29 protein-coding genes are annotated in these 26,227 nt (G+C 70.3%); 17 read left to right on the top strand and 12 right to left on the bottom strand.

Features of this window, described 5'->3' with window-relative positions:
• Positions 1 to 35: 35 nt before the first annotated feature.
• From OG927_RS01465 to OG927_RS01435, 7 genes are all read left to right on the top strand, one after another.
• Complete coding sequence (locus OG927_RS01465; RefSeq protein ID WP_241192031.1) at positions 36 to 2,873, top strand: glycoside hydrolase family 48 protein; 2,838 nt, start codon at positions 36 to 38, stop codon at positions 2,871 to 2,873.
• Between the two features lie 130 nt (positions 2,874 to 3,003).
• The gene (locus OG927_RS01460; RefSeq protein WP_124283272.1) at positions 3,004 to 3,714 is read left to right on the top strand and encodes a DUF4230 domain-containing protein; all 711 of its coding nucleotides are present in this window, start codon (positions 3,004 to 3,006) and stop codon (positions 3,712 to 3,714) included.
• A 99-nt stretch (positions 3,715 to 3,813) separates the two neighbouring features.
• On the top strand, positions 3,814 to 4,254 hold the full coding sequence (locus OG927_RS01455) for a nuclear transport factor 2 family protein (RefSeq protein WP_372450654.1): 441 nt from the start codon (positions 3,814 to 3,816) through the stop codon (positions 4,252 to 4,254).
• A gap of 125 nt (positions 4,255 to 4,379) precedes the next feature.
• On the top strand, positions 4,380 to 5,051 hold the full coding sequence (locus tag OG927_RS01450) for a TNT domain-containing protein (RefSeq protein WP_319099899.1): 672 nt from the start codon (positions 4,380 to 4,382) through the stop codon (positions 5,049 to 5,051).
• 8 nt (positions 5,052 to 5,059) lie between these two features.
• Positions 5,060 to 5,293, top strand: coding sequence for a hypothetical protein (locus OG927_RS01445; RefSeq protein ID WP_056787735.1), 234 nt, complete (start codon positions 5,060 to 5,062; stop codon positions 5,291 to 5,293).
• 99 nt (positions 5,294 to 5,392) lie between these two features.
• Entirely contained in the window at positions 5,393 to 6,400 is a 1,008-nt protein-coding gene (locus tag OG927_RS01440; protein WP_124283275.1) for an alpha/beta fold hydrolase, read from the top strand.
• Positions 6,401 to 6,473: 73 nt separating this feature from the next.
• Positions 6,474 to 6,983 (top strand): mycothiol transferase, encoded by a 510-nt coding sequence (locus OG927_RS01435; RefSeq protein WP_056787728.1) that lies wholly within the window; start codon positions 6,474 to 6,476, stop codon positions 6,981 to 6,983.
• Here OG927_RS01435 and OG927_RS01430 read toward each other — a convergent pair.
• The gene (locus OG927_RS01430) at positions 6,944 to 7,783 is read right to left on the bottom strand and encodes a helix-turn-helix transcriptional regulator (protein WP_056787723.1); all 840 of its coding nucleotides are present in this window, start codon (positions 7,781 to 7,783) and stop codon (positions 6,944 to 6,946) included. The two genes, OG927_RS01435 and OG927_RS01430, sit on opposite strands and share 40 nt — an antisense overlap.
• 87 nt (positions 7,784 to 7,870) lie before the next feature.
• On the opposite strand from OG927_RS01430, the gene OG927_RS01425 reads away from it, so the two are divergent.
• Both OG927_RS01425 and OG927_RS01420 read left to right on the top strand, forming a co-directional pair.
• Positions 7,871 to 8,308 (top strand): DUF2000 domain-containing protein, encoded by a 438-nt coding sequence (locus OG927_RS01425; protein WP_056788241.1) that lies wholly within the window; start codon positions 7,871 to 7,873, stop codon positions 8,306 to 8,308.
• A 123-nt stretch (positions 8,309 to 8,431) separates the two neighbouring features.
• Positions 8,432 to 8,719 carry a hypothetical protein gene (locus OG927_RS01420; protein ID WP_056787718.1) on the top strand — a complete coding sequence of 96 codons (288 nt, stop codon included), beginning with the start codon at positions 8,432 to 8,434 and terminating at the stop codon, positions 8,717 to 8,719.
• A 51-nt stretch (positions 8,720 to 8,770) separates the two neighbouring features.
• Here OG927_RS01420 and OG927_RS01415 read toward each other — a convergent pair whose 3' ends face one another.
• The 6 genes from OG927_RS01415 to OG927_RS01390 all read right to left on the bottom strand — a co-directional run bounded on the left by OG927_RS01415 (position 8,771) and on the right by OG927_RS01390 (position 13,785).
• A complete protein-coding gene (locus OG927_RS01415; protein ID WP_056787715.1) occupies positions 8,771 to 9,205 on the bottom strand; it encodes a protein-tyrosine phosphatase family protein in 435 nt (144 codons plus the stop codon).
• Positions 9,206 to 9,207: 2 nt separating this feature from the next.
• Positions 9,208 to 9,480: an HPr family phosphocarrier protein gene (locus tag OG927_RS01410; RefSeq protein WP_056787710.1), complete on the bottom strand. Its 273-nt coding sequence runs from the start codon at positions 9,478 to 9,480 to the stop codon at positions 9,208 to 9,210.
• Positions 9,481 to 9,533: 53 nt separating this feature from the next.
• On the bottom strand, positions 9,534 to 11,606 hold the full coding sequence (locus tag OG927_RS01405; RefSeq protein ID WP_124283276.1) for a PTS fructose transporter subunit IIABC: 2,073 nt from the start codon (positions 11,604 to 11,606) through the stop codon (positions 9,534 to 9,536).
• A gap of 79 nt (positions 11,607 to 11,685) precedes the next feature.
• On the bottom strand, positions 11,686 to 12,633 hold the full coding sequence (pfkB, locus tag OG927_RS01400; RefSeq protein WP_056787702.1) for a 1-phosphofructokinase: 948 nt from the start codon (positions 12,631 to 12,633) through the stop codon (positions 11,686 to 11,688).
• Entirely contained in the window at positions 12,630 to 13,391 is a 762-nt protein-coding gene (locus OG927_RS01395; protein ID WP_056787699.1) for a DeoR/GlpR family DNA-binding transcription regulator, read from the bottom strand. Before OG927_RS01395 ends, pfkB begins: the two co-directional genes overlap by 4 nt.
• A gap of 139 nt (positions 13,392 to 13,530) precedes the next feature.
• Positions 13,531 to 13,785: a DUF6296 family protein gene (locus tag OG927_RS01390; protein WP_056787693.1), complete on the bottom strand. Its 255-nt coding sequence runs from the start codon at positions 13,783 to 13,785 to the stop codon at positions 13,531 to 13,533.
• 274 nt (positions 13,786 to 14,059) lie between these two features.
• On the opposite strand from OG927_RS01390, the gene OG927_RS01385 reads away from it, so the two are divergent.
• Together OG927_RS01385 and OG927_RS01380 are read left to right on the top strand one after the other, a co-directional pair.
• Positions 14,060 to 14,314 carry a DUF5133 domain-containing protein gene (locus OG927_RS01385; RefSeq protein ID WP_124283277.1) on the top strand — a complete coding sequence of 85 codons (255 nt, stop codon included), beginning with the start codon at positions 14,060 to 14,062 and terminating at the stop codon, positions 14,312 to 14,314.
• A gap of 200 nt (positions 14,315 to 14,514) precedes the next feature.
• Complete coding sequence (locus tag OG927_RS01380) at positions 14,515 to 15,348, top strand: PepSY domain-containing protein (protein ID WP_056787686.1); 834 nt, start codon at positions 14,515 to 14,517, stop codon at positions 15,346 to 15,348.
• A 248-nt stretch (positions 15,349 to 15,596) separates the two neighbouring features.
• On the opposite strand, the gene OG927_RS01375 is transcribed toward OG927_RS01380, so the two are convergent.
• On the bottom strand, positions 15,597 to 17,042 hold the full coding sequence (locus tag OG927_RS01375; RefSeq protein ID WP_408058027.1) for a hypothetical protein: 1,446 nt from the start codon (positions 17,040 to 17,042) through the stop codon (positions 15,597 to 15,599).
• 240 nt (positions 17,043 to 17,282) lie between these two features.
• On the opposite strand from OG927_RS01375, the gene OG927_RS01370 reads away from it, so the two are divergent.
• Both OG927_RS01370 and OG927_RS01365 read left to right on the top strand, forming a co-directional pair.
• Positions 17,283 to 18,374: a hypothetical protein gene (locus OG927_RS01370; protein WP_330319545.1), complete on the top strand. Its 1,092-nt coding sequence runs from the start codon at positions 17,283 to 17,285 to the stop codon at positions 18,372 to 18,374.
• Positions 18,375 to 18,627: 253 nt separating this feature from the next.
• The gene (locus OG927_RS01365; protein WP_056787679.1) at positions 18,628 to 19,395 is read left to right on the top strand and encodes an NPP1 family protein; all 768 of its coding nucleotides are present in this window, start codon (positions 18,628 to 18,630) and stop codon (positions 19,393 to 19,395) included.
• Positions 19,396 to 19,462: 67 nt separating this feature from the next.
• Here the strand turns inward: OG927_RS01365 and OG927_RS01360 are convergent, their stop codons facing one another.
• Positions 19,463 to 19,960, bottom strand: a complete 498-nt coding sequence (locus tag OG927_RS01360; RefSeq protein ID WP_209471171.1) for a hypothetical protein — start codon at positions 19,958 to 19,960, stop codon at positions 19,463 to 19,465.
• A gap of 157 nt (positions 19,961 to 20,117) precedes the next feature.
• Complete coding sequence (locus OG927_RS01355; protein WP_330319544.1) at positions 20,118 to 20,750, bottom strand: LysE family transporter; 633 nt, start codon at positions 20,748 to 20,750, stop codon at positions 20,118 to 20,120.
• Positions 20,751 to 21,229: 479 nt separating this feature from the next.
• On the opposite strand from OG927_RS01355, the gene OG927_RS01350 reads away from it, so the two are divergent.
• From OG927_RS01350 to OG927_RS01335, 4 genes are all read left to right on the top strand, one after another.
• The gene (locus OG927_RS01350; RefSeq protein WP_330319543.1) at positions 21,230 to 21,676 is read left to right on the top strand and encodes a hypothetical protein; all 447 of its coding nucleotides are present in this window, start codon (positions 21,230 to 21,232) and stop codon (positions 21,674 to 21,676) included.
• A gap of 352 nt (positions 21,677 to 22,028) precedes the next feature.
• A complete protein-coding gene (locus OG927_RS01345; protein ID WP_330319542.1) occupies positions 22,029 to 22,238 on the top strand; it encodes a hypothetical protein in 210 nt (69 codons plus the stop codon).
• Between the two features lie 632 nt (positions 22,239 to 22,870).
• Positions 22,871 to 24,181 carry an NAD(P)/FAD-dependent oxidoreductase gene (locus OG927_RS01340; RefSeq protein ID WP_330319541.1) on the top strand — a complete coding sequence of 437 codons (1,311 nt, stop codon included), beginning with the start codon at positions 22,871 to 22,873 and terminating at the stop codon, positions 24,179 to 24,181.
• Positions 24,182 to 24,320: 139 nt separating this feature from the next.
• Positions 24,321 to 24,650 carry an NIPSNAP family protein gene (locus OG927_RS01335; RefSeq protein WP_056788235.1) on the top strand — a complete coding sequence of 110 codons (330 nt, stop codon included), beginning with the start codon at positions 24,321 to 24,323 and terminating at the stop codon, positions 24,648 to 24,650.
• 363 nt (positions 24,651 to 25,013) lie between these two features.
• Here the strand turns inward: OG927_RS01335 and OG927_RS01330 are convergent, their stop codons facing one another.
• Together OG927_RS01330 and OG927_RS01325 are read right to left on the bottom strand one after the other, a co-directional pair.
• A complete protein-coding gene (locus OG927_RS01330; RefSeq protein ID WP_241192006.1) occupies positions 25,014 to 25,592 on the bottom strand; it encodes a DUF6529 family protein in 579 nt (192 codons plus the stop codon).
• A 14-nt stretch (positions 25,593 to 25,606) separates the two neighbouring features.
• Positions 25,607 to 26,098 (bottom strand): COG4315 family predicted lipoprotein, encoded by a 492-nt coding sequence (locus OG927_RS01325; RefSeq protein WP_330319540.1) that lies wholly within the window; start codon positions 26,096 to 26,098, stop codon positions 25,607 to 25,609.
• Between the last annotated feature and the right edge of the window lie 129 nt (positions 26,099 to 26,227).

Genomic DNA, 26,227 nt, shown 5'->3' with positions numbered 1-26,227 from the left:
CTGCCCTAGTGGCAGCGTTCGCCCTCCCCCTGGGCATGACCGCCGCGGCCGGCACCCCCGCGCAGGCCGCTGCCGTCCAGTGCAGCGTCGACCAGAAGGCCAATGACTGGGGTTCGGGCTTCACCACCGAACTCACCGTGACCAACCGGGGCTCCGCCGCGATCGACGGCTGGACCCTGACGTACGCCTACACGGGCAACCAGCAGTTGACCAACGGCTGGAGCGGCTCCTGGTCCCAGTCCGGCAAGAACATCACTGTCAGGAGCGCCGCCTGGAACGGCACGATCGCCGCCGGTGCAGCAGTGACGACGGGCGCGCAGTTCTCCTACAGCGGCACCAACACCGCTCCGGGCGCCTTCGCCGTCAACGGCACGGTCTGCGCGGGGGCGCACCAGCCGCCGATCACCGTTCTCACCTCTCCGGCGGCGGGTGCCGTCTTCTCGGCCGGAGACCCGGTACCCATGGCAGCCACCGCGGCTGCCGCGGACGGAGCCGGGATCAGCAAGGTCGAGTTCTACGACAACACGACCCTGCTCGGCACCGACACCACCTCCCCCTACACCTACAGCGCTCAGGGCCTCGCGGCCGGCAGCCACTCCGTCTACGCCAGGGCCTACGACAGCCTCGGTGCCTCCGCGGAGTCCACCCCGGCGGGCATCACCGTCGCCGCAGGCCCGGCTGTCGTGGCCACACCGGCCCAACTGGGCGTCCAGCAGGGCAAATCCGCCACGTTCGATGTGAAGCTGTCCACCCGGCCGACGGCCAACGTCACCGCCACGGTGGCCCGGACCGCAGGCAACTCCGGACTGAGTGTCACCGGCGGAGCGAGCCTCACCTTCACGCCCTCGAACTGGTCCACGGCGCAGAAGGCGACCATTTCGGCCGACGCCTCCGGCACCGGAGCCGCGACGTTCTCCGTGACGGCACCCGGCCACGGCAAGGCCGAGGTCACCGTCACCCAGCTGGCGGCGGCGAAGGAGTACGACGCCCGCTTCCTCGATCTGTACGGGAAGATCACCGACCCGGCGAACGGCTACTTCTCCTCGGAGGGCATCCCCTACCACTCCGTGGAGACGCTGATCGTCGAGGCCCCGGACCACGGGCACGAGACGACGTCCGAGGCGTACAGCTACCTGATCTGGCTGCAGGCGATGTACGGCAAGATCACCGGCGACTGGACGAAGTTCAACGGTGCGTGGGACACCATGGAGAAGTACATGATCCCCACGCACGCCGACCAGCCCACGAACTCCTTCTACAACGCCTCGAAGCCCGCCACCTACGCGCCCGAGCACGACACCCCGAACGAGTACCCGGCGGTCCTCGACGGATCGGCGGCCTCCGGGTCGGACCCGATCGCGGCCGAGCTCAAGAGTGCGTACGGCACGGACGACATCTACGGCATGCACTGGATCCAGGACGTCGACAACGTCTACGGATTCGGCAACACGCCCGGGAAGTGCGCGGCCGGTCCCACCGAGACCGGACCCTCGTACATCAACACCTTCCAGCGCGGATCGCAGGAGTCCGTCTGGGAGACCGTCACCCACCCCACCTGCGACAACTTCACGTACGGCGGTGACAACGGCTACCTGGACCTGTTCACCGGGGATGCCTCGTACGCCAAGCAGTGGAAGTTCACCAACGCTCCGGACGCGGACGCCCGTGCCGTGCAGGCCGCCTACTGGGCCGACATCTGGGCCGAGGAGCAGGGCAAGTCGGGCGAGGTGTCGGCCACCGTCGCCAAGGCGGCGAAGATGGGCGACTACCTGCGCTACTCCATGTTCGACAAGTACTTCAAGAAGGTCGGCAACTGCGTCGGCCCGACCACCTGCCCCGCGGGCAGCGGCAAGGACAGCGCGCACTACCTGATGTCCTGGTACTACGCCTGGGGCGGTGCCACCGACACCTCGGCGGGCTGGTCCTGGCGCATCGGGTCCAGCCACGCCCACGGCGGATACCAGAACCCGATGGCGGCGTACGCCCTGAGCTCGGTCGCCGATCTCAAGCCCAAGTCGGCCACGGGCCAGCAGGACTGGGCCAAGAGCCTCGACCGGCAGCTGGACTTCTATCAGTGGCTCCAGTCCGACGAGGGCGCCATCGCGGGCGGCGCCACCAACAGCTGGAAGGGCAGCTACGCGCAGCCGCCGGCCGGCACGCCCACGTTCCACGGCATGTACTACGACGAGAAGCCCGTCTACCACGACCCGCCGTCCAACCAGTGGTTCGGCTTCCAGGCGTGGTCCATGGAGCGCGTCGCCGAGTACTACCACGAGTCGGGTGACGCCCAGGCCAAGGCGGTACTCGACAAGTGGGTCGACTGGGCCCTGTCCGAGACGACCGTCAATCCGGACGGCACCTACCTCATGCCGTCCACGCTCAAGTGGTCCGGTGCACCCGACACCTGGAACGCGTCGAACCCCGGTGCGAACGGTGGGCTCCACGTCACGGTCGCCGACTACACCAACGACGTCGGGGTGGCGGGCGCCTACGCCAGGACCCTGACCTACTACGCCGCCAAGTCCGGTGACACGGAGGCGAAGACCACGGCCCGGGCGCTGCTCGACGGCATGTGGGAGCACTACCAGGACGGGGCGGGGGTGGCAGTTCCGGAGACCCGCGCCGACTACAACCGGTTCGACGACCCGGTGTACGTCCCCAACGGCTGGACGGGCGCCATGCCCAACGGCGACACCGTCGACAACGACTCGACGTTCCTCTCCATCCGGTCGTTCTACGAGGACGACCCGAACTGGCCGAAGGTGCAGAGCTACCTGGACGGTGGGGCCGCACCGGTCTTCACCTACCACCGGTTCTGGGCCCAGGCCGACATCGCACTGGCTCTGGGTGCGTATTCCGACCTCCTGGAGTGAGTGACCGAGGGGTGCGGGGTCCGGCGGTCTGCCGGGCCCCGCACCCCGCCCACCGGGGTGCCCGTACATGATCTGGCGTAGTCGACCCGCTCGTTGGACTGAAACGGCCGGAGCGGGTCACACGGAGGACATGACGTCCACAGACGTAAGGACAGACAGCACCCCGGACCCCGCCGGCCAAGCGCCCCGCCGCCGCAGGCGCATGCGCGGATGCCTGCCGTTCGCCGGTGTGTGCGCAGCGGGCGTGGTCCTGCTGCTCGTGGGCACCCGGCTCAGCCTTCTGCCCGGGCTCGGCGGCATGTTCGGCGAGGAGACCAAGGACCGATCCGGGCCCGCGGTGCTCAAGTCGATCCAGGACATGAGCGCGTACGAGGCGGCCTCCGGCAACTTCCAGGTCGTCGTCGACCTCGAGAAGGACGCCAAGTTCCTGCCCGACGCCATCCGCGGCACCCGGACGCTCTACGTGGGCGCCGGCACCGTCGGGGCCTCCGTGGACCTCGGCAAGGTCGCCCGGGACGGGGTGGTCGTCAACGAGGACCGCACCACGGCCGAACTCCGCCTGCCCCATGCCGTCCTCGGCAAGCCCGCGCTGGACCCTGACCGCTCCTACGCGGTGTCCAAACAGCGCGGCCTCCTCGACCGGCTCGGGGACTTCTTCTCCGACAACCCCGGCAGTGAACAGGCGGTCAACAAGCTGGCAGCCAAGCACATAGGGGAAGCGGCGAAGGAGAGCGGCCTCACCGGCCGGGCCGAGAAGAACACGGCCGCCATGCTGAAGGGCCTCCTCGGTTCCCTCGGATTCGACGAGGTCACCGTGCGTTTCGTCGACCCGCCCTCCTGAAACCCCTCCCCGGGCTCCTCGCGTGAACGGCCGTCCTACGCCATACTCACCGAAGTGATCAGTCATTTTGTTGACTAGGTACTTTGAGGAGTGATGGCCATGACCGCCGCCGACACCACGGAACGCTTCCGCTCCGCCGTCGAGAAGCGTGATCTCGCGGCGCTGGACGGACTGTTCACCGAGGACGTCCGGCTCTTCAGCCCGGTGAAGTTCACGCCGTTCGAAGGGCGGCCTATGGTGCTCGGGCTCTTCGGCGTGCTCCTGCGCACCTTCGAGGGCTTCCGGTACGTCGGACACCTCGAGGGCGAGGCCCTTACCAGCGCGGAGGGCGCCGAGGTCCCGTCGGAGATCCTGTTGTTCAGGGCATCCGTGAACGGCAGGGAGATCCACGGGATCGACCTGCTCCAGTTCGACGAGGCGGGCCGCATCAAGGAGTTCACCGTGATGGTCCGCCCGATGTCCGCCGTCCAGGCCCTGGGGGCGGCGGTCCTCGAGGGCCTGGCGGCCGACGGTCTCGTACCGGATCCCGCCGCGGGCTGACACGCCGAGCCCGGCCGTCCTCGGCGGCCGGGCTCCCGACGGCATGGCGTGAGCACTCCGCGCCAGCGAGCAACTACCCTTCGTGTTCGGCCCGTATGTTCACCGGCAATCGAGGGGACCTCCGAATGAACCGCATCCGCACCGCACTTGCGACGATCGGCATCGCCGCAGGGCTCGTGGCAGCCCCCGCCGCGAGTGCCGCGCCGCACCAGGGGCCCGCGTCGGCGGCCGTCCGCCACGACCCGTGCACCGGTGAGTACCTCGACGATGCCCGGCTGGGACCCAAGTGGCTGCCGAAGCCGGCCCAGGCCCCCGTCGGCCCGCTGCTCAAGGGGTACAAGCGCACGGGAGACCTGTCGCCGTCCGCCTTCCTGACGAAGTACTGGGAGGGCCCCGCCGGCACGGGCAGCTGGAAGTACCCGCCCAACGACGGCTTCGCCGAGGTCAACGGAGAGATCGACAAGGAGCCCGCCAAGCTGCGCCCGGGACAGCGCCTGGACCGCTTCGGATCGGAGTACGGCAGCTACCTGGCACCGGCCGGGGACGCCTACACCGAGCGGGCCCTGCCTCCGCAGAACCTCAACGCCCGTGACGCCGCCGTACCGTGCGACTACCGTGTCTACAAGGTCGCCAAGCCGTTCTGGGTCTGGCAGGGCGGCATCGCGCCGTGGTTCGAGCAGCGCGGCGGCGGGCAGCAGATCAAGCTCGACGCGGTCTTCCTCGACCCGGGTGCCGGGGAGAGGCTCAACGTGAAGTGGCTGCTGGACCACGCCTACCTGACGCCCGCGGGCGCGTAACCGCCCCCATGGAACGCCGTGAACTGCGGGCCGCGCTCCACGCGGCACGGGTGCCCGACGACTACTACCGCATCGAAGGCGTCCACGAACCGGTCCCCACCCCCACCGACTTCCTGTTCCTGAGGCGGGCTCCCGACGGGGTGTGGGAGACCGGCGCGTACGAACGCGGTGCGTACGAGGTTCTCGCCCGGCACCCGGACGAGGCAACGGGCTGCGGTCACCTCCTGCACCTGCTGGTGTGAGACCGGTGGCTTGCCGGAACGGCAAGATCACTTGCCCGGGGACGCGGTCGCGCCGAATGATCGTGACGCAGACCGGTACCGGGAACCCCAGGAGGATCCATGCCACAGCCCGCTTCCACGCCTGAGCCCTCTTCGTCCGTCCCCGGGGCCGTCCACCGGCTGGTGGACGTCCCCGGTGGCCGGATCCATCTGCTCGAGCAGGGCACCGGCCCCCTCGTCCTCATGATCCACGGCTTCCCCGAGACGTCGTACTCCTGGCGCCACCAGCTGCCGGCCGTCGCCGCGGCGGGCTTCCGAGCGGTCGCCGTGGACGTACGGGGATACGGGCGCTCGTCGGCCCCCGACGATGTGGACGCCTACCGGATGACGGCCCTCGTCGGCGACAACGTCGGAGTCGTCCATGCGTTGGGGGAGGAGACGGCCACGGTCGTCGGACACGACTGGGGCTCGCCGGTCGCCGCCAACAGCGCGCTGCTGCGGCCCGACATGTTCACCGCCGCGGCGATGCTCAGCGTTCCCTACGCCCCGTGGAACCCGATGCGGCCCACCGAAGGATTCGCCCGCATCGGCGGCAGCGAGGAGTTCTACGTCAGCTACTTCCAGGAGCCCGGCCGTGCCGAGGCGGAGATCGACCCCGACGTGCGCGGGTGGCTCGCCGGCTTCTACTCGGCACTCTCCGCCGACACGATGCCCCCGCCCGACGGTGCGAGTCCCTTCTTCGTGCCCTCGGGCGCCCGCATGCGCGACCGCTTTCCCCGCGGCCCGCTGCCCTCCTGGCTCACCGAGGCGGACCTCGATGTGTACAGCGCCGAGTTCGCGCGGACGGGCCTGACCGGCGGACTCAACCGCTACCGCAACGTCGACCGTGACTGGGAGGACCTGGCGGTCTGGGACGGAGCACGGCTCACCCGGCCCTCGCTGTTCATCGGTGGCGCCCTCGACTCCTCCACCACCTGGATGGCCGACGCGATCGCCGCCTACCCGCGCACGCTTCCCGGCCTGGTCTCCTCGCACATCCTCGAGGGGTGCGGGCACTGGATCCAACAGGAACGCGCCACGGAGGTCAACGACCTGCTGACGCGGTGGCTGCACACCGTGCACGCCTGACAGGTCCCGCCCGTGCCTGCGCGGTCGCGTGTCGGAGTCGAGGGCCCGCACGAGGACCGGCGAAGGTGGGTCCATGAACAGTGCGGACATTCTCGTCGACGCGTTCGAACGCATTCATGAAACGGTGCACGCCGCGGTCGAAGGTCTGGCCCCCGCCGAGCTCAACGCCAGGCTCGACGCGGACGCGAATTCGATCTCCTGGCTCGTGTGGCACCTCACGCGCGTGCAGGACGACCACGTCTCCGACGCGGCCGGCACCGAGCAGGTGTGGTTCGCGCGAGGCTGGGCGGACCGCTACGAGCTGCCGTTCACGAAGGAGGCCACCGGCTACGGCCAGGGCACAGCGCAGGTGGCCTCCGTGCGGGTGTCCTCGGCCGACCTGCTCCTCGGTTACTTCGACGCCGTGCACGAGCAGAGCCTGGCCTTCGTCCGGGGGCTCGACGGCAAGGCCCTGGACCGCATCGTCGACGCGTCCTGGTCGCCCCCGGTGACGCTCGGCGCCCGGCTCGTCAGCGTCATCGCCGACGACCTGCAGCACGCGGGTCAGGCGGCGTTCGTCCGCGGCTCGCTGGAGCGTCGGTAGAGAGCGGTCCCGGTGCGTGCGTAGTGCCCCGGACTCGTACCGACCACGCGCTTGAAGTGCCGCGAGAAGTGGGACTGGTCGTAGAAACCGGCGGACGACGCCACGTCGGGCGCGCGCATCCCGCCGAGCAGCAGGCGCCGGGCCAGATCGATGCGCCGGCCCGTCAGGTACTGGTGCGGAGCCATGCCGTACTCGCGGCTGAACGCCCGCACCAGATGGGTGTGATGGGTGTGCAGCCGCTCCGCCGCTTCCCGGAGCGTCAGCCCCTCCACGTAGTGCCGGTCCAGCAGAGCCCGCAGCTCACGGGCGACCCGGCGGTCGCGAGCGGGCCGCGGCACGCCGAGCTGGTCGCGCAGATGATGGGCGAGACGCTCCGAGACGAGGGCGAGACGGCTCTGGGCCTCCAGCTCGTCCCCCGGGCGCTCCAGCGTCAGGTGGAGCTGGTGGATACGGTGCCGCAGCTGCGGATCGTGCAGCGCGGGGCGGTCGACCGCCCGTCCGATGAGCTCCGGGGCGATCTGCGCGGTGTTCAGGTAGAGGACGCGCTTCCGGAAGCCCTCGGGTGTCACCGCGTCGCCGTTGTGCGGAATGTGCGGCGGCAGCAGCGAGACCACCGAGCTGGGCGCCCCGTGCTCATGACGGTCCAGGTCGTACCGGACCATGCCCTCGTCCACGATGAGCAGCGTCCAGGAGTCATGCGTGTGCATGGGGTAGGCGTGGTCGGCGAAGTGGGCGTGGAAGACCTCGTCGATCCCCTCGACCCGCGGACGCCACGCGGTGATGTCCGGACGTGCAGCCATGAGGAAAGCCTACAAGGAGGGACGACGCGGGCCGTCGTGCAAAGTTCGTACAAGACTCTCGGCCCGCGGCTCGGCAGGCTCTTGGTCATGACCGACGACAACGCCAACGCGCCCGTACGCTTCGACACCAAGATCGCCGTGCTGCTCCGGGACGACCTGGAGACCTGGCAACGCCTGAACGTCACCGCCTTCCTGGTCAGCGGCCTCGGTACGCAGGCGCCGGAGGCGATCGGTGAACCGTACGCCGACGCCGACGACACCCCGTACCTGCCGATGTTCCGCCAGCCCGTGCTCGTCTTCGCCGGATCGAAGGAGATGCTGACCACGGCGCACACCCGGGCGGTCGGCCGGGGGACGATGACGGCCGTGTTCACCTCGGACCTCTTCGCGACCGGCCACGACAAGGCCAACCGGGCCGCGGTGCGGGCCGTCGGGCGTGACGGACTGGATCTCGTGGGCCTGGCCGTCTACGGGCCCCGCAACGCCGTGGACAAGATCCTCAAGGGTGCGTCGATGCACCCCTGACCGGCAGCGGTGCGCTACCGGCGGGATACGCAGGGGTACACCCGTGCGAGTGAATGGCTGCGGTGCCATACTCGGAAGCAGTCCGCAGGGCATGCTTGTCTTCGTCCCGAAAGGTGACGCGTCATGAACTGGGCATCGTGGACTACCTGCGGTGTCTTCGCGGGAACAGGCGGAGTGCGCACCGAAGAGGTAGGCGTCGTGGACGGGGACTTGACCGTGCACACGACATGGTCCGAAGGGCAGGCGGAGGTGGCCGTGCAGTTCAGCGGCGCCTCGGACTGGTTCACGCTGGCGGGCAGTCCGGTGCCGTGCCCTTCCGAGGAAGCCAGCCGTTCCTTCCACCAGAACGTCGTCGAGGCGGTACGTGCCGGGGGCGGGGCCACGGTTCCGGTGCCGCACGCGGTGGAATGAGCCCCGCCGGCTGATCCGTCGCCCGTGCCCCCGGCCTCCGGGCGACGTCCTTCACCCCTGGTCGTAGCGCTCTACGTAACGCCGCTGCCAGGGTGTCTCCACGGCCCGGGGGTGATAGTGCCGCCGGACATGGGCCACCGCCTCGTCCGCCGGGACACCGTCCAGGACGGCGAGGCAGGCCAGCGCCGTGCCGGTCCGTCCCCGACCGCCCCCGCAGGCCACCTCGACGCGGTCCGTCGCGGCGCGGTCCCATGCCTCACGGAGCAATGTCCGCGCCTGCGCACGGTCCGCCGGGAGCCGGAAGTCGGGCCAGCGCAGCCACCGCGCCTCCCAGGCGACCGGGGGCGGCCGCCTGCCGAGCAGGTACACCGCGAAGGCGGGCGCGGGGCCCGCGGGCAGGGGGTACCGCAGCCCGCGCCCTCGGACCAGTCGGCCCGAGGGCAGCCGGAGCACGCCCGCACCCGCCGGATCCCACGTCACCGTCATGATCAGGCCTTCGCGTCGAGGTCCTGCGCCAACAGAGTCGCCAGCTCCTCGACCGCCTCCGGCGCGCCCGCGCCGACGGCGGACAGCACCAGCGCGTCGCCGTGCTGGGCCGCCAGGGCGAGCACCGAGAGCATGCTGCGCGCGTCGACCGGGTCGTGACCGTCGCGTGCGACGCTCACCTTGACCGGCTGACGCGCGGCAGCCTGGACGAACAGCGAGGCCGGACGGGCGTGCAGCCCGCTACGGGAGCCGACGGAGACAGTGCGCTGGTACATGGGTTCCTCCTGAGGGACGGATTCCGATCCGCTGGTCGCGGACGGGCTGGGAGTCAGGCGGCCAAGGGGACCTTGGGCTCGTCGGCGGCCGTCGGGGTCTCCTCCGGACTGCGCCGCATGCCCTTGAGGATCACGACCAGTGCCGTGGCGACCGCCGTACCCGCGGCGATCGCCAGCAGGTAGAGGAACGGTCCACCGATGAGGGGGACGACGAAGACGCCACCGTGCGGGGCGCGGAGCGTACTGCCGAAGGCCATGGACAGGGCACCGGTGACCGCGCCGCCGGCCATGACCGAGGGGATCACCCGCAGGGGGTCGGCCGCGGCGAACGGGATCGCGCCCTCGCTGATGAACGAGGCGCCCAGGACCCACGCAGCCCTGCCGTTCTCCCGCTCGGCCCGCGTGAACAGCCTGCTGCGCACGGTCGTGGCGAGCGCCATCGCCAACGGCGGCACCATGCCGGCCGCCATCACCGCGGCCATCACCTTCAGGCTGCCGTCCGTCGGGTCGGCCAGACCGCCCACCGCGAAGGCGTACGCCACCTTGTTCAGCGGGCCACCCATGTCGAAGCACATCATCAGGCCGAGGACGACACCCAGGATCACCGCGTTGGAGCCCGAGAGACCGTTCAGCCCGTCGGTGAGGGCCTTCTGGAGGGAAGCGATCGGCTTCCCGACCACGATGAACATGAGGAAGCCGACAACCATCGACGCCAGCAACGGGATCACCAGCACCGGCATGATGCCGCGCAGGGTGGGATGCACCTTCACCCGCTGGATCGCCATCACGACCGCACCGGCCAGCAGACCGGCGGCCAGGCCGCCGAGGAAGCCCGCGTCGATCGTGAGCGCGATGGCACCGCCGACGAAGCCGGGGACGAGCGCCGGCCGGTCGGCCATCCCGTACGCGATGTACCCCGCCAGCACCGGGACCAGGAAGCCGAACGCGGCGCCGCCGATCTGGTTGAGCAGGGCGGCCCAGCTGTTCGCCTCGCCCCAGGCGAAGTGATCGGCGACGGACGGGGCGCTCGCGATCTCGTAGCCGCCGATGGCGAAGGACAGGGCGATCAGGAGGCCCCCGGCGGCGACGAACGGCACCATGTAGCTGACGCCGGACATCAGGTACGTCCGCAGCCGGACACCGAAGTGCCCGGCGGAGCCACCGGACACGCCGGCTCCCGCTCCGGCGTCCGAGCCGTCGTGGTCGTCGGTGAAGCGACTGACCTCGCCGCGTTCGGCCTTGCGCCGGGCCTCGGCGATGAGCTCGGCGGGCCGGTTGATCCCCGCCTTCACCCCGACGTCGACCACCGGCTTGCCGCCGAACCGTGCCTTCTCCCGCACCTCGACGTCATGCGCCCAGATGACCGCGTCGGCCGCGGCGACGACCGCCGGGTCCAGGGGCTTGAACCCGGCCGAACCCTGCGTCTCGACACTGATGACCACGCCCTCGGCGCGCGCGGCCGCCTCCAGCGACTCGGCGGCCATATAGGTGTGCGCGATCCCGGTGGGACAGGACGTCACGGCGACGATCCTGAAGGGCTCGCCGGTCACCGGCTCGTCAGGCACGTGCTCGTCGGCCACGTCCTCCTCGGCCACGTGCTTGTCGGCCACGTGTTTGTCGGCCGTGTCCCGGTCGGCCGACGCGTTCCGCTCGGCCGCGGGAGAGGTGACGGCCGGTGCGGGGGCCTGCTCGCCGCGGATCAGGGCCGCCGCAGCGGCAGGGTTCGCCTCCGCCCGCAGCGCGTCGGTGAACGCGGGGTCCATCAGCCGCCGTGCCAGGCTCGACAGGATGGTGAGGTGGGCGTCGTCCGCACCGGCCGGCGCGGCTATCAGGAAGACCAGATCCGCCGGACCGTCAGCGGCACCGAAGTCGATGCCCCGCGCGCTGCGGCCGAAGGCCAGCGTCGGCGCGGCGACATGCTCGCTCCGGCAGTGCGGAATGCCGATGCCGCCGTCCAGACCGGTCGGCATCTGTGCCTCGCGGGCCGCCACGTCGGCCAGGAAACCGTCGAGGTCGGTGACACGGCCGGCCGTCACCATCCGTTCGGCCAGGGAACGGGCAGCTTCGTTCTTCGTCTCGGCGGACAGATCGAGGTCGACCAGTTCCGCGGTGATCAGCTCACTCATCGCGGGGCTCCTTGCTCGTGGACCGTCCTGGGGACGGGGCGGGGGACGTGGTTCGTGCGGCTGGACAGTCGCACGACGGTCATGGGGACGGCTCCGTCAGAGCGAGGTCCATGGGGATGTCCGAGGTCGTGACGACCGCGGACAGATCGAGGTCGGCCGGGGCCGGCATGACGCTTCCGGGGAGCTGCACGGCGGCCGCGCCATGGGCCACCGCGGCGGAGAGCGCCGCGTGGCCCGTCCCGCCGGCGGCGAGGAAGCCCGCGAGGGACGCGTCGCCCGCGCCGACGTTGCTGCGCACGGCATCCACCCGCGCGCCGGCGAAGTACGCTCCGGATCCCTCCACCAGCAGCTGGCCCGCGGCGCCCAGACTGGCCAGCACGGACCGTGCCCCGAGCTCGCACAGCTCCTGCGCGGCCTTGAGCGCGTCACCGACCGTCGCGAGCGGGCGGCCCACGGCCTCGGCGAGCTCCTCCGTGTTCGGCTTGATCACGTCCGGGCGCTCGCGCAGCGCCGCGACCAGCGCGGCCCCGGAGGTGTCGAGGGCGATCCGGGTTCCCGCGCGGTGGCTGCGGGCGACCAGCTCGGCGTACCACTCGGGCGGCAGGCCGCGCGGCAGACTGCCGCAGCACGCGATCCACTCCGTGCCCGCCGACCGGGTGCGGACGGCGTCCAGCAGGCGTTCGGCCTCTGCCTCGGAGATGTCGGGTCCCGCCGCGTTGACCTTGGTGAGTGTCCCCTCGGGTTCGACGAGGGTGATGTTGACACGGGTGCTGCCGGCGATCGGCACTCCGGCGGCCTCGATGCCGTGTTCGCCCAGGAGGCGGGCCAGCAACTTGCCCTCCGGCCCGCCCAGAGGTGCGACAGCCACCGTGCGGTGCCCGGCTGCGGCGACCGCACGCGAGACGTTGATGCCCTTGCCGCCCGGATCGACACGGTCCGCGGTGGCCCGGAGGACGGCGCCCCGGGTGAGCCCGGGCAATTCGTACGTCCGGTCCAGGCTGGGATTGGGGGTGACGGTCAGGATCATGCGCGTACTACTTCCGTGCCCCGGCTCTCGATGGCCCGGGCGTCCTCGGGGCTGAGCCCCGTATCGGTGATGAGCAGGTCCACCTGGGCGAGGTCGCCGAAGCGAGCGAAGTGCTCCTGGCCGAACTTGCCCGAGTCGGCGAGGAGCACCACGCGGCGGGCCGCTGTGATCACCGCGCGCTTCACCGCGGCCTCGGCCAGGTCAGGAGTGGTCAGGCCACTGGCGGCGGAGAAGCCGTTGGTGGCGAGGAAGACGACATCGGCATTGATCTCGTTGTACGCGCTCAGGGCCCAGGCGTCGACGGCGGCGCTCGTGCGGTGCCGCACCCGGCCTCCGACGAGGTGCAGCGAGATCCCCGGATGGTCGGCAAGTCGAGCGGCGACCGGCAGCGCGTGAGTGACCACGGTGAGACCGGCGTCGAGCGGCACGGCCGAGGCCAGCCTGACGGTCGTCGTTCCCGCGTCGATGATGATGTTGCCCTCGGCGGGGAGCTCACCCAGCGCGGCGGCGGCGATGCGGTCCTTCTCGTCGGCCGCCACGGTGTCGCGCTCGGCGAGACCGGGCTCGAAACCCAGCCGCCCGGCAGGGATCGCGCCCCCGTGCACGCGGCGCAGCAGCCCTGCCCGGTCCAAGGCCTTGAGATCACGCCGGACGGTCTCGGCGGTCACCTGGAACTCCTCGGCCAGGGACAGCACATCGACGCGGCCGCTCTCTCCGGCGAGGCGGAGGATCTCCTGTTGACGCTCCGGTCCGTACATGTGGTTACGTTTCCGTTTCATGCCCGAGTCTGTGGTTTCACCAGCAGGCTACGGTCGCATCTCTGGAAAGTAAACACATTCGGAAGATGTGTGGGCATGAACAGGCATCAGGACGGCATGGCGAGCAGGGGCGGAGACCTCACTGGTCGGTGCGGCCGGCCGCCCCGTGGGTCAGCGGACGGGCGAGCAGTGGCACCCGCGGCGCCTGGTGCCCGCCGCTCGCCAGCATGCGCACCTCGCCGCGCTCGCTGACCTCCGCACGGACGATCCCGGACTCGTCCTCGTAGACCGGGTAGCCCCCGGCACCGGACCGGGCTGTCAGGTGGACGACGACCACATCGTCCTCGGCAGCCGTCGTCCGGAAAATCAGTTCGTAGCTCTCCGGGCAATTCATGATGACCTCCCGACCGGGAACCGGCTGTACGGCAGACCTCTCGTGCTCCCATTGTTTCGCACCGGCGCGCGCGGCGCTCGGAAGCCCTGCCTCGTCACCCCGAGTGACTGCGGATGCGGATTCGGTGAGGCGGAGCGACCATCGTGTGCAAGGGACCGGACGCGTGCTGTCAGCTTCGCACGGCCGCCCGTGACGCCGGGCGGAACGCCGGCGCGATCGGACATCGTCGGCGCGGGGCCATACGCTCCCGGCCGCCCTGTGGAGAGGAACTGCCGTGCTGATGGCCCATCCCGCAACGCTGCGGAATCTCGTCAAGCGCTACGAAGCACTCCGAAGCGCTCGTGCACGGCTCGGAACTCCCGAGAGCGTCCGGCAACTCGAGGACGTGTCCTACACCCTGTGTGTCACCACCGGAACCAGGACCGTCCACGAAGCCCTGCATGCCGCGGAAGCGCAGCTGCGAGCCGTACCGTCGGCGGGAACGGTGATGCCGGCGGCCGTGCCGTCCGACGTCCGGCTCACCGCCTGACGTCCCGCGGACCCCGTACGAAGGGCGCCGGTCCCGAACCGGCGCCCTTCGCCGTGTGGCGGGGCCCGTGGATGCCCGGACGGCCTCCGCCGCGCCCGGGGACCGTGCGGCCCGGCGAATGGGCGGACCGCACCGTCGATCGGGTGACAGCCACCGGGCGGACAACATGACTGATCGCCGAGGCGGCTAGGCATGCGGGTATGAGACTTGAGACCCGCCGAAACAAGACCGTTTCCTCGCGCACCCGCCGACTCCGTGTCGTCGGCGCCCTGTGCGCCGTCCTTGCTTCCGCCCTCGTGACCGGTTGCGGGCAGGACAGCGGTGACAAGACAGCCGCGGCGACCTCAGAGGCTGCGAAGGTCATTCCGAAGCAGACCACCACCCCGTCCGGGAGTCCTTCCAGCACGGCCCAGCTGACCGAGGCCCAGACCCGGCGCAAGGACTTCCTGTCGACCGTCAAGGTCACCTTCGACAAGGCCGCCACGACGGCGGTGGGTGAGGTGTCCGGCGGGAAGCTGACGGAGATCGACCTCGAGGGTCTGGACGACGAGGACAACGCCAGCCCCAGCGCGAGCCCCAGTGAGAGCGCCGGCGGTGACGGAAGCGCCAGCCCGAGCCCCTACGGCACCCCGAGCCCGAGCGGCAGTGCGAGCGGCAGCCCGAGCCCGAGCGGCAGCTCCACGGGCCCGAAGTGGATCGCGGAGGTTGTCGAGAAGGACGGCACCGCGCACACCGTCACCATCGACGCGGTGTCGGGCGACGTGATCGACTCCGTCCCGGACGAGGACCAGACCGACGCCGACAAGCAGCAACTCGCGGACTGGCTCACCAAGGCGACGCAGACGCCGCAGCAGGCGGCCAAGGTCGCCACGGACAAGAAGAAGGGCACGGTCACCTCGGTCGACCTCGACGAGAACGACACCCAGACCCTGGTCTGGGAGGTCGACGTCGTCACTGAGGACTGGAACAGGACCGCCTTCGAGGTGAACGCGGAGAACGGCAAGATCACCGCAGAGGAGACCGACGACAACTGATCCCCCACGACGGACACACAGCGGCGGCGGACCGCATCGCGGTCCGCCGCCGCTGTGTGTCCGTGCCCACCAGCCGCGCAGTCGTCAGCGGGGTCTGCCGGCCGGATCCCGCAGGCCCCCGGTGAGGCGCAGGCAGGGCGGCGCGTCGAGGCGGCGTGCAACAGGAGACGCGGGGGAGCACCGGGCGGATCGCGAACGCTGCCCCGCCTTCCCCGGTCCGGCGCTCCTCCCTGTGGCCCGCCCTCGGTTCAGGGGGCGATGCCCACGCTTTCGAGGCGGCTCCACTTCCGTTCCTGCGCCCTTGTCATCGCGGGCCAGTGCTCCGCTCCCGGCCGCGGGTTCACCCGTGACGCGTAGGAGCCGGGGACGTAACCGGGCCGGAAGAAGCAACCCGTGCCGTAGGCCGCGTCGAAGGAGGGGCACAAGGCCGAGACGGAGGCGGGGGTGGGTTTCCGGCCCGTCCGCACCCAGTCGGACAGCGCCTCCACGGCACTGGCGTACTCCGCAGTGCTCAGCCCGCTGTGCTCGCTCTCCTGCGTGAACGTCTGGACGAGACGGCGGTCGCGGTGGGCGCCTTCGAGGGTGGCGCCGTAAGCATCCTCGTGTTCGACGAAGGCGGTGGGGTCGTCGATCGCGTGCATCGTCAGAACGGGGATGGAGACGCGCCCGGTCAGGTCGCTGTCGTACGACAGATCACGCTGTGCGACGGGGTCGGCGGCGAAGCGCTGCACACCGGCGTTGAGCGCCCCGTCGTCGTGGGACCCGCTGTAGCGCACCTTGTCGTTGCTGAACGGGTTCCGTCCGTCCAGCCGTTGGACGATGTCGCGGAAGGTGAAGGTCGCGAAGCGCAGATGTGACTCCAACGTCCGCTCGGGGATCTTCGTCACGGCCAGGATGTCGTCCAGGTTGCGCTGTTGGGCGGGTGTCCGGCCGGCCGGTGGCGTGGTGTAGCCGGTGCACTCCTCGAGCCTGGCGCGCAGACCCGCGGCGGTCATCGTCGAACCTTCCCGCAGCCCCATCCACAGCGGGTACGCGGGCTCGGAAGGGCGCGGGTGGTTTCCGCAGTAGTACTGGTAGACGACACGGAGGTCCACACGGTAGTCGTAGCCCCGGGAACCGCCCGCCAGGACGCCGTTGGTGAGCAGCGCGCCGTCGTAGGCCGGCCTGCCGCCGGCCGCGTACATCTCCACGGCCTTCGCCGCCACATTGCCGCCCCAGGACTGGCCGTGGATCAGCGTGGCCCGCGGGCGTGCGAACTCCTTGACGAACAGACGGCGCAGGTTCTCCGTGTCGGTGGCCGCCATCCTCGTTCCGTACCCGCCGCGGCGGTAGGAGGACCCTGCCCAGGCATAGCCCTCCTCGACCATGACCGACCAGCGCCCGAGGTCGTCCATGCTCCGCTGCGGGTCCGATCCCGCTCCCAGGTCGGGGCCACCGTGCGCGTGCATGACCAAAGTGCCGTTCCAGTCGCGCGGAACGGCGATGGCGTAGTGGGCGCCGTGGGAGTCCTGCCCCGCATAACACGTGGCCTCGGTCGTCACCTCCGCCGGACAGGGCACCCCGACGGGCGGCCCGGCCGCGGCGGCGGGCCGGGCGGGGCCCAGGAGCCCCGTGCCGAGGAGTCCCGCCAGGCCGCAGGCCACCACGGTGAGCAGTCGTCTGCGGGAACCCGGCCTGATGACGGACGTGGGCACGATGTGTCCTCCTGGTTGCTGAGCGCATGTCGGTGAGGCGGCCGATGCTGGGCCACGCTCCGTCCGATGGCCAGGGGTCACGTCATTGCGTTCATATCGTTTACCGGCGCGCGTGCCTGCCCACCGGGCCGATGTCGCACAGCAGTACGGCGGTGACCGTGACCTCGGCCCCGGGCGCACGTTGTACCGGACGTGCCTCTCTCCTCGCCCAGTACGTCCCCTGTCCCGGCCGCCCCGGCGGTGGCGAAGCCTCCGAAGCCCTTCCTGCTGACGGCCCGACAGGGAGAAGCCGCCCGTCGGCTGCTGTCCTACGTCGGCTCGCTGCCGCTCGAAGGGGCCGACGCGCAGCTCCTCGCCGTGGTCGTCGCCATCCGTGCCGCACGGAGTGGCATCGGAAACCTCACCGGGCAGGATCTGCGTTCGCTGCGCCTCGTTGACGCGGAAGGCGCTGTCGCCGCTGTCGGCGCTCTGGGATGGCAGGCGCGGGTCGATCTGATCGAGGGAGACCCCGATGTGCCCGTGGCGATCGCCGTACCGGAGTTCGCGGTCGATTCGGACCGCCCGCTGCCCTTCGCCAAGCTGACCCGGTCCCGGGTGTCGGGGTGGACGAGCCGGGTCCTGACCGCCAAACCGGCCAGGAAGACCTCGGTCGCAGCACGGTTGGCCGCACTGTTCCTGGCCGCCCACGCACCGGCCGACGACCACGGCAGCCTCCCGGCCGGTCTGCCCGGGCACTGTCATGCCGCCCTGCCCGAGCTGCTGGCCAAGGGCTTCCTGAGCGAACTTGACGGCAACCGCTACCTCCTGGGGGACGCGGTGCGGCATCTGTCGGGCATGCACGCCCTGCCGCTCGTCACGCCCCGCACGAAGGCGCCGGCGATGACCTGGGACGAGTGGAAGGCGCAGGCGAGTCCGGCGCTGCGCCGGCACGCCGAGGCCGTCGAGAAGTGCACGCTGTGCTCGATGTCCCCCGTGAGGGTGGCGGAGGCCTTCATGCGCACTCCGGTTCCCGCCCAGTTCGACGAGGCGGTGCGGGCCGCTTTCGACGCGTGGAAGGACAGCAATCCCGACGAAGGGCCTCGCGTCGCGCGGTTCGCCGCGGACTTCCGTGCGTCGCACGGCCACGGCCCGTCCGTGAAGCAGCTGTGCACGGGGATGGGATGGGGGAAGCAGCCACGTGGGCTACGGCTCCTGGTCATCCGGCTCCTGATCGCCGATCAGTGGCTGACGAACACGGAGCCCGTGCCGTGGACCCTCCGCCCGGGCGGAGCCGCCCCCGCCGCGCGGTCCGCCTCGGCCACGCGGTCCGCCTCCGCCACGCACCCGGAGTGAACACGCTTTTGCTCAACAGCGGCCGAGGGTGGTGCACCAGGGCCGAGGGCCCCACCGGTGGGCCCTGACTCTCCGGCGTCGTGCGCGCGATGCGGAGGGCGCCGGGCACCGCGGCTCGTCCCCGTGCGTTGGCCGAACGTTCATCGCTTCGGCTTCCAGAGGGTGTTGGGCCAGGTGGAAGGGTTCATTACGGTTGTGGTGGGCATGCCAAGGATGGTCGCGTGCCCCCGCCACGCGCCAACCTGGAGGATGTATGAAGTCCGGAGCCCGCTTCCGCAGGGTGTCGCTCGTCGTCGCCGGCGCCCTTACGCTGGTCATCGGTTCCGCGAGCAGTGCGCTCGCTGCCCCGCCGCCCGCCCTCCCCGCGAACGCGGACGGAATGGAGCAGACCTTCCAGCCCGCCTTCGACTACGACACGGACGGCTGCTACCCGACTCCGGCGATCGGTCCCGACGGGGCGATATCCCCGGGCCTGAACACCACCGGTGCGGTCAACGGCAGTTGCCGTGACGCCGGAGACCTGGACAACACCAACGGGTATGCGCGCTACAAGTGCAACAACGGCTGGTGCGCGATCATCTACGGGCTCTACTTCGAGAAGGACCAGGCGGTGGCCGGCAGCGGGCTGGGCGGACACCGGCACGACTGGGAGCACGTCGTGGTCTGGGTGCAGAACAACGAGGCCCGCTACGTCTCCACCTCGGCCCACGGCAACTTCGACATCTACAACCGTGACCAGATCCGGTGGGACGGAACGCACCCCAAGGTCGTCTACCACAAGGACGGCCTGAGCACGCACTGCTTCCGCCCCGCGAACAGCAACGACGAGCCGCCGGAGAACCACTACCACGGGTGGAGGTACCCCACCCTCGTCGGCTGGAACGGTTATCCCGCGGGCGTACGGGACAAGTTGGTCCAGGCGAACTTCGGCAGTGCGGTGTTCGGGCTCAAGGACGGCAACTTCAACGCCCACCTCGCAAAGGCCAAGCCCGCCGGAATCCCCTTCGACCCCAACGCCTGACGGGCCGGGGCCGATCACGGTGTGACCGGCCGGCAGCCCTGCCCGACGGGATGTCGGCCGGTCACGGTCACGTGCGGCGACGCTGTTCATGGACCGCCTTCACGAGTACGTCGATCGCGGACCGGGCGTCCGCGTCACGCGCGTCGTCGATGGCCTCGAGAGCGGCGGCAGCGGCCTCACGAATGTGATGAGGAAGCCCTTCGGCGGCGGTGAGGAGATAAGCGGCCTTGCGGCGTGCCGTGCGCTCGGCGGGGTTCACCGCATCGGGGCCGGACAGCGGAAAGACCGAGACCCCGTACGCGGATATGCCCAGCACCACCATGTCCCCGATCCCGTCGGCGTACCCGAGGGCAGCGGCCTCGCCCTGTCCTTCGCGGATGGTCGCGATCATTCGGCGGTGGGAAAGCAGCGCGCCCAGGGCGGCGCCGCCTCCCAGCGAGAGCGCGCAGGCGACGGCGAGGAAAGGCCCGTCCCAGACGAATCCGGTGACCGCTCCGAGGCCTGCGAGCGCCACGGTCCAACCGGCCGCCATCCGGGAACCCATGTGCTCGGGTGTGGTGTCCATGAGGGGGAGTGTGTCAGCCGGAGCCGACGGCCCGGGACGGCACCGCAGCGCAGCCCCTCACGGGCGCGTCCGGCCGTCCGCGCCCGACGCGACCGCCCGTCCGTCCGCCCGACGCGACCGTCCGGATCCGCGTCCGACGCTCGCGAGCACGGGGCCGTCAGGGTGCCGTCACGAGAAGATGGACGGCGAGCGCGGTGATGAGGCTGCTGGACGCCATGGCGGTGAGGAGCCGTCCGCGAGGGCCGGTCAGCGCCCGGCCCAGCAGCGCGCCCCCACCGGCCAGGAGCAGTTGCCAACTGGCGGATGCCGCGAGGGCGGCGATGACGAACACGGCTTGCTGCGGGCGGTCCGCGGTGGCCGTGACCTCGCTGCCGAGCACGAGTGCCGCGAAGTAGACCACGGTCATGGGATTCATCATCGTGATCGCCAACAACACCGCATAGGCCCGAACAGGGGTGGGAGGCGGTTCGTCGATACGGATCGTCGCCTGCCGGCTGCGGTACCGGTGGACGGCGGTGGCACCACCCTGCATGGCCAGCGCGACGAGCAGGGCGGCGGAGGCCCAGCGGAGTGGAAGCACGATCGGCTCGATGAAGGGGGTGAGCGCGGAGCCTCCGACCACGGCGATCAGCGCGTACAGGCCGTCAGCAGTTGCGACACCCAGCGCGCCGAACACGCCGATCCTCAGAGACGTGCGGGCTGTCAGAGCCACCAGGTACGCCGCGACCGCTCCCACCGGTAGGGCGATGCCATAGCCGGCGAGCAGTCCCGCGACCAGGGCGGCGGTCACAAGTGCGGGTGAGCAGGTCTCCGCGATCGGCTGGACCGCTGCTGGGCCCGCACCGATCGATCGGTGGACATCGGCGACGGAACGGCCAGGGTCGTAGTCATGGGCAGATGGTGGGGCAGCGCGGGCACCCGGGCAAACTGTTTTCCGGAAGTGGCGCCAGTCGGTCACCCCACTCGAAACGCCCCTGCCCGCCGGACCCGCTTCGCCTGCCCTGTGGCGCCGGCGAAGTCCGCCTTCCACGGGAGCAGATGCCCCACGCGGCCTGGAACCGCGACCCGTCTCACGGACGTCTGCCGGCCGTGGGGAGCCGCAGTCGTTCACCCAGCTCACCGACAACCACTCACCGAGGATCACGGAAGGGCCGCCGCCACCTTCGAATCTGGTCGGCCGACATGCTGGCGGCCCCCCTTGAGCCAGTCCTGACTGGTCAACGACGCGCAGCCGGACGCGCTGTCAGTGCTGGATGGGAGCCTTACCGCATGGTGATGTGCGACTACTTCTCTGCGGCCGACGACGACACAGCTGTCCGCGTTCTGGAACAGCCAGGCGGACCCGACCCTTCTGTTTACGACGTGGTGGCGCTGAGAGGCATCGATCCCGTTGTGGTGACGGCCCAGCTCGAAGCGATCCTGACCGGCTGTGCCTACGATGAAGCAACCCGACGCCCCCGCTCGGGGCAACTGCTCTCGTCTCCGGAAGCGGAGAGCGCGTTCATCGTGAGTGTCTCCGACACTCTGCAGGAGGCGCTGGCATCGGCCGCGCACGCCTCCCTCGTCGAGGCCGCCGGGCCATGGTCCGAGACCGAGGAGCTCCAGGCATCCGGAATCGCCGCCGACGACGCAGCCGAGGCGCTGGTGGTGCTGTCGGGTCTGGCCGGTCGCGCACGAGCGGACGGTCGCCGTATGTACTGCTGGTGGGCCCTGTGAGGCTTGATGTGGGTGGCTTGCACGGAGACAACTGCTGGTTCTTCGGTCAGCGTCAGTAGAGTCGCCGCAGTCGCCGCAGTCGCCGCGGATTGTCGGCCAGTTCGTTCGTTCGGTCACTCTGCGGAGCGACTTCCAGGGGGTGGCAGAGGGGATGCACGTCTCGAAGGCGGCAGACGGATCGCCTGCTTCCGCTCCTGGATGCGGCTGGTACGTGTCCGCTCCCGCTCTCGCGGCCTTGGGCGTGTACGGCGGCACAGCGTGGACCATCCGGTCGTGGGCGACTTGCCCACTCGGGAACGACGCGAGCAACAACATCGGGCTGCAGATGATGATGCCTGTCGTGTGGCTGTGCATGACTCTGCTGCTACTTCCGCTCCCACTCACGCTGCGACGGCGGACGCTTCGGGGCGGGCAGCCGCTCCTGTGGCTCGTACTGCTCGTAGTCGTCGTCGCGCTGACCTTGCTGTACCGGCTGGGCATGGGTTGGCCGGACCACCCGCCCGGAGGGCCGTGCGTGGAGAGCTATCCGCTCTTCCCGTTCACGGGTGGCACGGGCTTGTAGTCCGCCGAGTAGGTTCTGCCGGACTGACCATGTGCGGAGCCGGATGACGGCGGCTGCGGTGGCTTCCGGGCCGGCAGGCACCCGATTCCTTGTCGCGAACAGGTTTTCCACACACGGCCGTTGCTGGGCCTGTGCCGGGCAGGGCCCGGCTTGAGGTGTGGCCTTCGGATGCTCGGACGACTGCTCTGAGATCGTTGCCGTCTTCCGCCGAAGGGCGTCCGCGACCATGCTGGCCAAGTGCCGGGGCGAGCGCCTGCTGACCCGGCTCGACACCGTACGTCGGGACCTGGAGCCGGGGGAGGCCCTGACCTCAGGCGCCGGCGCGCTGCATCGGCGGAAGAGGTCATGGATCCGGCCCTACGGAACTCACTCGGCGGGTGTGCCCCATGACGGAACACCGATACAGACGGCGCCACGCTGGTCCATACATCGTCGAAGGGCCCATACGAGGTGCTCTGCCACCCGGGCGGCCCGATGGCCTCACCGTTCCACACCATGCGGTCACGGCCGGTTTGACGGCTCGTAAACCGTGACGGATCGGCCGAGCTCCGGGGCGGTTCCTGGCATCGGCGTCCGGTTCGTGATCGGCTGACAGCGGCAGGTACTTCACACAGTGAGGGAGGAGATGGGTGATGACCGAACAGCGGCGTCCGCTGCCCGACGTCCTCGTCGTCGGTGCCGGACTGGCCGGCATCGTCTGCGCGCTGGATCTGAGCAGGGCCGGGCTGACTGTCGAGTTGCTGGAAGCCTCCGACCGCGTCGGTGGCCGGATGCGAACGGACCGTCAGGACGGCTTCCTGTTGGACCGGGGCTTCCAGGTCTTCAACACCGCCTATCCGCAGGTGAAGAGGCGCCTTGCCCTGCGAGAGCTGCGCCTCCGGCCGTTCACCGCCGGGCTCCTCGCCCAGACGCCCTCGGGTCAGGTGCGGATCGCCGACCCGACCAGGCATCCGGGGGAGGCCGCAGGCCTGCTGCCCGGGCGGGCTCTCTCGGCTCGCGACCTTGCCGCGCTCGTCGCCCTCACCGCGCGTGATGTCCTGCTTCCCGCCGGATCTCTCAAGCGCAGGCCGGACCGGACCACCTCGTCGGCCCTCAGTCACGCCGGAATCTCTCCGCGTGCAGTGGAGGACCTGCTGCGGCCGTTCCTGGCCGGAGTCTTCCTGGAAGACGATCTGGTGACTTCCGCCCGGTTCTTCCACCTTGTCTGGCGCAGTATGGCGCGGGGCTCCCTCTGCCTGCCCGCCGAGGGCATCGGTGCGGTGCCTGCCCAGCTCGCCGCAGGCCTGCCGGACGGTACCCTCCGACTCGGTACCCCGGTTGCCGCGGTGACCGACTTCGGAGTGCTCCTGGAGAACGGCAGTGAACGGCCGGCTCCCACGGTCGTCGTGGCGACGGACGGGCCGACGGCCGCCCGTCTGTTGCCGGGCCTGCCGGTGCCGGACGGCCGTACGGTGACGACCTACTACCACGCGGCCGACGCCTCGCCACTGACCGAGCCGACCCTGGTCGTGGACAGCAGCCTGGCCGTCCTGAACACCTGTGTTCTGACCGAGGTCACGCCCACCTACGCCCCGCCAGGTACTGCTCTGGTGTCGACCTCCGTACTCGGGGCCGACCTGCCGGGCAGGGAATCGGCGGTACGCGGACGCCTGGCCGAGCTGTACGGCACCGGGACGAGCGGGTGGAAGCCGGTCGCCACGTACACGGTGGAGGACGCGCTGCCCGCCATGACGCCGCCCTGGCCGCTGAGCCGCACCACCCGCTTCGGTGCGGGCCGATACGTATGCGGGGACCACCGGGCGACCGGATCGGTGCAGGGTGCCATGGCATCCGGCACCCGCGCCGCGCGCGAGGTGCGGGCCGACCTGGCCCCGGACACGACGTTGACCGTACCGTCCGGACACGAAGTGCAGGCCGCGACCGGGCCCGGGCGAGCGGAGTAGGAATGAAAGATCGAGGGCGCGCATGGACGTCGGCGGCATGCCCCAGCGCGACGTCCTCCACGCCGTCGAACTTTTCGGACAGCCCCTGGTCGCACTGGCCGGCTACGCGTCCGATCCGTCGCACGGCAAGATGCAGGGCGTGATCACCATTCATCTGAAGTACGAGATCGACGCCGACAAGCTCGAGGACTTCGAGGAGTACGGCCGCCGCTGGGTCCTGCTCGTCAACCGTTTCGGCGGTACGCACCACGGCTACTTCCTGCCGAGCGAGGGCGACAGCGACATCGCGTTCGCCCTCTTCTCGTTCCCCAGCCTCGCCGCCTACGAGCAGTACCGCATGGACAGCATGTCCGACCCGGAGTGCCAGGAGGCATTCGCACTGGCTCGTGAGACCCGATGCATCAAGCGGTACGAGCGCCGATTCCTCCGGCCGCTCGACGGCGTGCCCCAACCGACTGTCTCGGGGTGACGCGCGGTCTACGAGGCCGGAGGCATGGGCCCGCTCGCAACGACGGCGAACCTGGGGTCCTCAGCCGCCCAGGGGGGACTCCAAGATCGACACGGTGGTGCGCGGTCGGCCGTCGGCAGCCTTCCTGCGTGAGGTCGCCGTCTGCTCATGTCCTCCCGGCCGGGAGGAAACTGCTAGTCGGTGAGCAGGGTGCGAGACCCTGACAGGGAATGTCAGGGCCTCGCACCCGGCGATATCCCCGCCGCGATCATGCTGTAGGCGACCAGCAGCGTGTGGTTCACTCCCGCGCGGTCAGGGGACAAAGCCCCTCCCGACCTCCACGCCGCCTGGACGGGTAGCACGTACACGTGGGGGACCGTTCCCTCAGACGGAGGAGAACCCTGGTACCGAGTTTCCGTTCAGGGCCCAGAGAGCTGCGGTGTACCAGAGGAGGACTACGCCGAGTACGAGCAGGGCGCCCACCGCCGGGAGGAGCCAGCCGGGCAGGCGCCTGCTGCGTACGACGATGACCTTGGCCACGAAAGCCCCGTAGAGAGCGCACCCGGTGAAGGAGTGGATCGCGACCCGCGGGGATGTCGTCTCGATCCCGTAGGTCGTGAGGCAGTGGTAGGCGATCGGCAGGGAGAAGAGAAGGACGAGGAATCCGAGCACACGGTGCCCCAGGCGCACCGATCGGGGTGCGGAGCGGGCGCCCGGCATGCGGCCGTACATCCAGAGGGCGAGGCAGAGTTGGACGAGGGCGAGGCCGAGCAGCGCGGTGCTGAGTCGGGCCTTGAGGTCGACTGCGGCGGTGCCGTGGGCACCGAAGAGTCCGTTGTCGTAGTTCGGCGTGTGGTGGGTTCCGAAGAGGTAGATCCCGACCCCGACCGCGACAGGCACCAGGACAGCGCACACGGCGGGCACGAAGCTCCTGCCGCCCTGTTTGCCGCGTTGCGCCCTCATGTCCTGCAGCCGACTCAGCTCTCGACCTTATTGCCCCTGGTGTCAAGGACGTACCACTCGGCGCCGAACTGGTTGAGGCCCTGGCCGTTCGTCTGACCGGGCTTCGTGTCGGCGGCGTAGTAGTACAGAGGGTGGCCGTTGTAGGTGACCTGCTCGTCACCGTTGGAACGTTTGGTGACGTCGAGCAGCTTCTTGTTCACGCCGTCGCCCACCTTGGCAGCCCCCTTGGTGAGCAGCGGCGGCCATGCTTTCGCGCAGGCGTCCGTGCAGTTCGACTTGTTCTTCTTGTCGGCCAGGAACAGGTAGACGGTGTTGCCCTTGTCGTCGACGAGGATGCTGCCGAGCTTGCCCTCGGACTTCGTGTCCACGGTGGCCGGCGCCGAGGGGGAGGCGCCGGAGGCGGTGGGGCCGTGGCCCTCCGCCGTGGTGCTGTCGGAGCAGCCGGTCAGGACGGCAGCGAGCAGCAGTGTGGCGGTACCAGAGGCCGCCGCGGTGGGGCGTTTCATCGAGGCTCCGTGTGTGAGAGTGCAGCGGGACCTCCGGTCTCTCCCCGTCTGAGCGCGTCTCCTCACAGCGCTCTCGCCAAGACCACTCACCCGGAGGGCACGAGTGGCCCGCCCGCGAGGAAGACGCCT

The organism is Streptomyces clavifer, assembly GCF_036345975.1.
In the GTDB taxonomy this organism is placed as follows: Bacteria; Actinomycetota; Actinomycetes; order Streptomycetales; family Streptomycetaceae; genus Streptomyces; species Streptomyces clavifer.
This window is presented reverse-complemented; position numbering and strand designations above follow the sequence as displayed.

Excerpts from the sequence above, each read along its gene's own strand:
- OG927_RS01460 (WP_124283272.1), top strand. The coding sequence starts at position 3,004 with ATGACGTCCACAGACGTAAGGACAGACAGCACCCCGGACCCCGCCGGC.
- OG927_RS01420 (WP_056787718.1), top strand. The coding sequence starts at position 8,432 with ATGAACTGGGCATCGTGGACTACCTGCGGTGTCTTCGCGGGAACAGGC.
- OG927_RS01340 (WP_330319541.1), top strand. The coding sequence starts at position 22,871 with ATGACCGAACAGCGGCGTCCGCTGCCCGACGTCCTCGTCGTCGGTGCC.
- OG927_RS01425 (WP_056788241.1), top strand. The coding sequence starts at position 7,871 with ATGACCGACGACAACGCCAACGCGCCCGTACGCTTCGACACCAAGATC.
- OG927_RS01410 (WP_056787710.1), bottom strand. The coding sequence starts at position 9,480 with ATGTACCAGCGCACTGTCTCCGTCGGCTCCCGTAGCGGGCTGCACGCC.
- OG927_RS01350 (WP_330319543.1), top strand. The coding sequence starts at position 21,230 with ATGGTGATGTGCGACTACTTCTCTGCGGCCGACGACGACACAGCTGTC.
- OG927_RS01365 (WP_056787679.1), top strand. The coding sequence starts at position 18,628 with ATGAAGTCCGGAGCCCGCTTCCGCAGGGTGTCGCTCGTCGTCGCCGGC.
- OG927_RS01450 (WP_319099899.1), top strand. The coding sequence starts at position 4,380 with ATGAACCGCATCCGCACCGCACTTGCGACGATCGGCATCGCCGCAGGG.
- OG927_RS01440 (WP_124283275.1), top strand. The coding sequence starts at position 5,393 with ATGCCACAGCCCGCTTCCACGCCTGAGCCCTCTTCGTCCGTCCCCGGG.
- OG927_RS01430 (WP_056787723.1), bottom strand. The coding sequence starts at position 7,783 with ATGGCTGCACGTCCGGACATCACCGCGTGGCGTCCGCGGGTCGAGGGG.
- OG927_RS01390 (WP_056787693.1), bottom strand. The coding sequence starts at position 13,785 with ATGAATTGCCCGGAGAGCTACGAACTGATTTTCCGGACGACGGCTGCC.
- OG927_RS01445 (WP_056787735.1), top strand. The coding sequence starts at position 5,060 with ATGGAACGCCGTGAACTGCGGGCCGCGCTCCACGCGGCACGGGTGCCC.
- OG927_RS01360 (WP_209471171.1), bottom strand. The coding sequence starts at position 19,960 with ATGGACACCACACCCGAGCACATGGGTTCCCGGATGGCGGCCGGTTGG.
- pfkB (WP_056787702.1), bottom strand. The coding sequence starts at position 12,633 with ATGATCCTGACCGTCACCCCCAATCCCAGCCTGGACCGGACGTACGAA.
- OG927_RS01405 (WP_124283276.1), bottom strand. The coding sequence starts at position 11,606 with ATGAGTGAGCTGATCACCGCGGAACTGGTCGACCTCGATCTGTCCGCC.
- OG927_RS01455 (WP_372450654.1), top strand. The coding sequence starts at position 3,814 with ATGACCGCCGCCGACACCACGGAACGCTTCCGCTCCGCCGTCGAGAAG.
- OG927_RS01380 (WP_056787686.1), top strand. The coding sequence starts at position 14,515 with ATGAGACTTGAGACCCGCCGAAACAAGACCGTTTCCTCGCGCACCCGC.
- OG927_RS01415 (WP_056787715.1), bottom strand. The coding sequence starts at position 9,205 with ATGACGGTGACGTGGGATCCGGCGGGTGCGGGCGTGCTCCGGCTGCCC.
- OG927_RS01325 (WP_330319540.1), bottom strand. The coding sequence starts at position 26,098 with ATGAAACGCCCCACCGCGGCGGCCTCTGGTACCGCCACACTGCTGCTC.
- OG927_RS01330 (WP_241192006.1), bottom strand. The coding sequence starts at position 25,592 with ATGAGGGCGCAACGCGGCAAACAGGGCGGCAGGAGCTTCGTGCCCGCC.
- OG927_RS01435 (WP_056787728.1), top strand. The coding sequence starts at position 6,474 with ATGAACAGTGCGGACATTCTCGTCGACGCGTTCGAACGCATTCATGAA.
- OG927_RS01345 (WP_330319542.1), top strand. The coding sequence starts at position 22,029 with ATGACTCTGCTGCTACTTCCGCTCCCACTCACGCTGCGACGGCGGACG.
- OG927_RS01395 (WP_056787699.1), bottom strand. The coding sequence starts at position 13,391 with ATGTACGGACCGGAGCGTCAACAGGAGATCCTCCGCCTCGCCGGAGAG.
- OG927_RS01465 (WP_241192031.1), top strand. The coding sequence starts at position 36 with ATGACCGCCGCGGCCGGCACCCCCGCGCAGGCCGCTGCCGTCCAGTGC.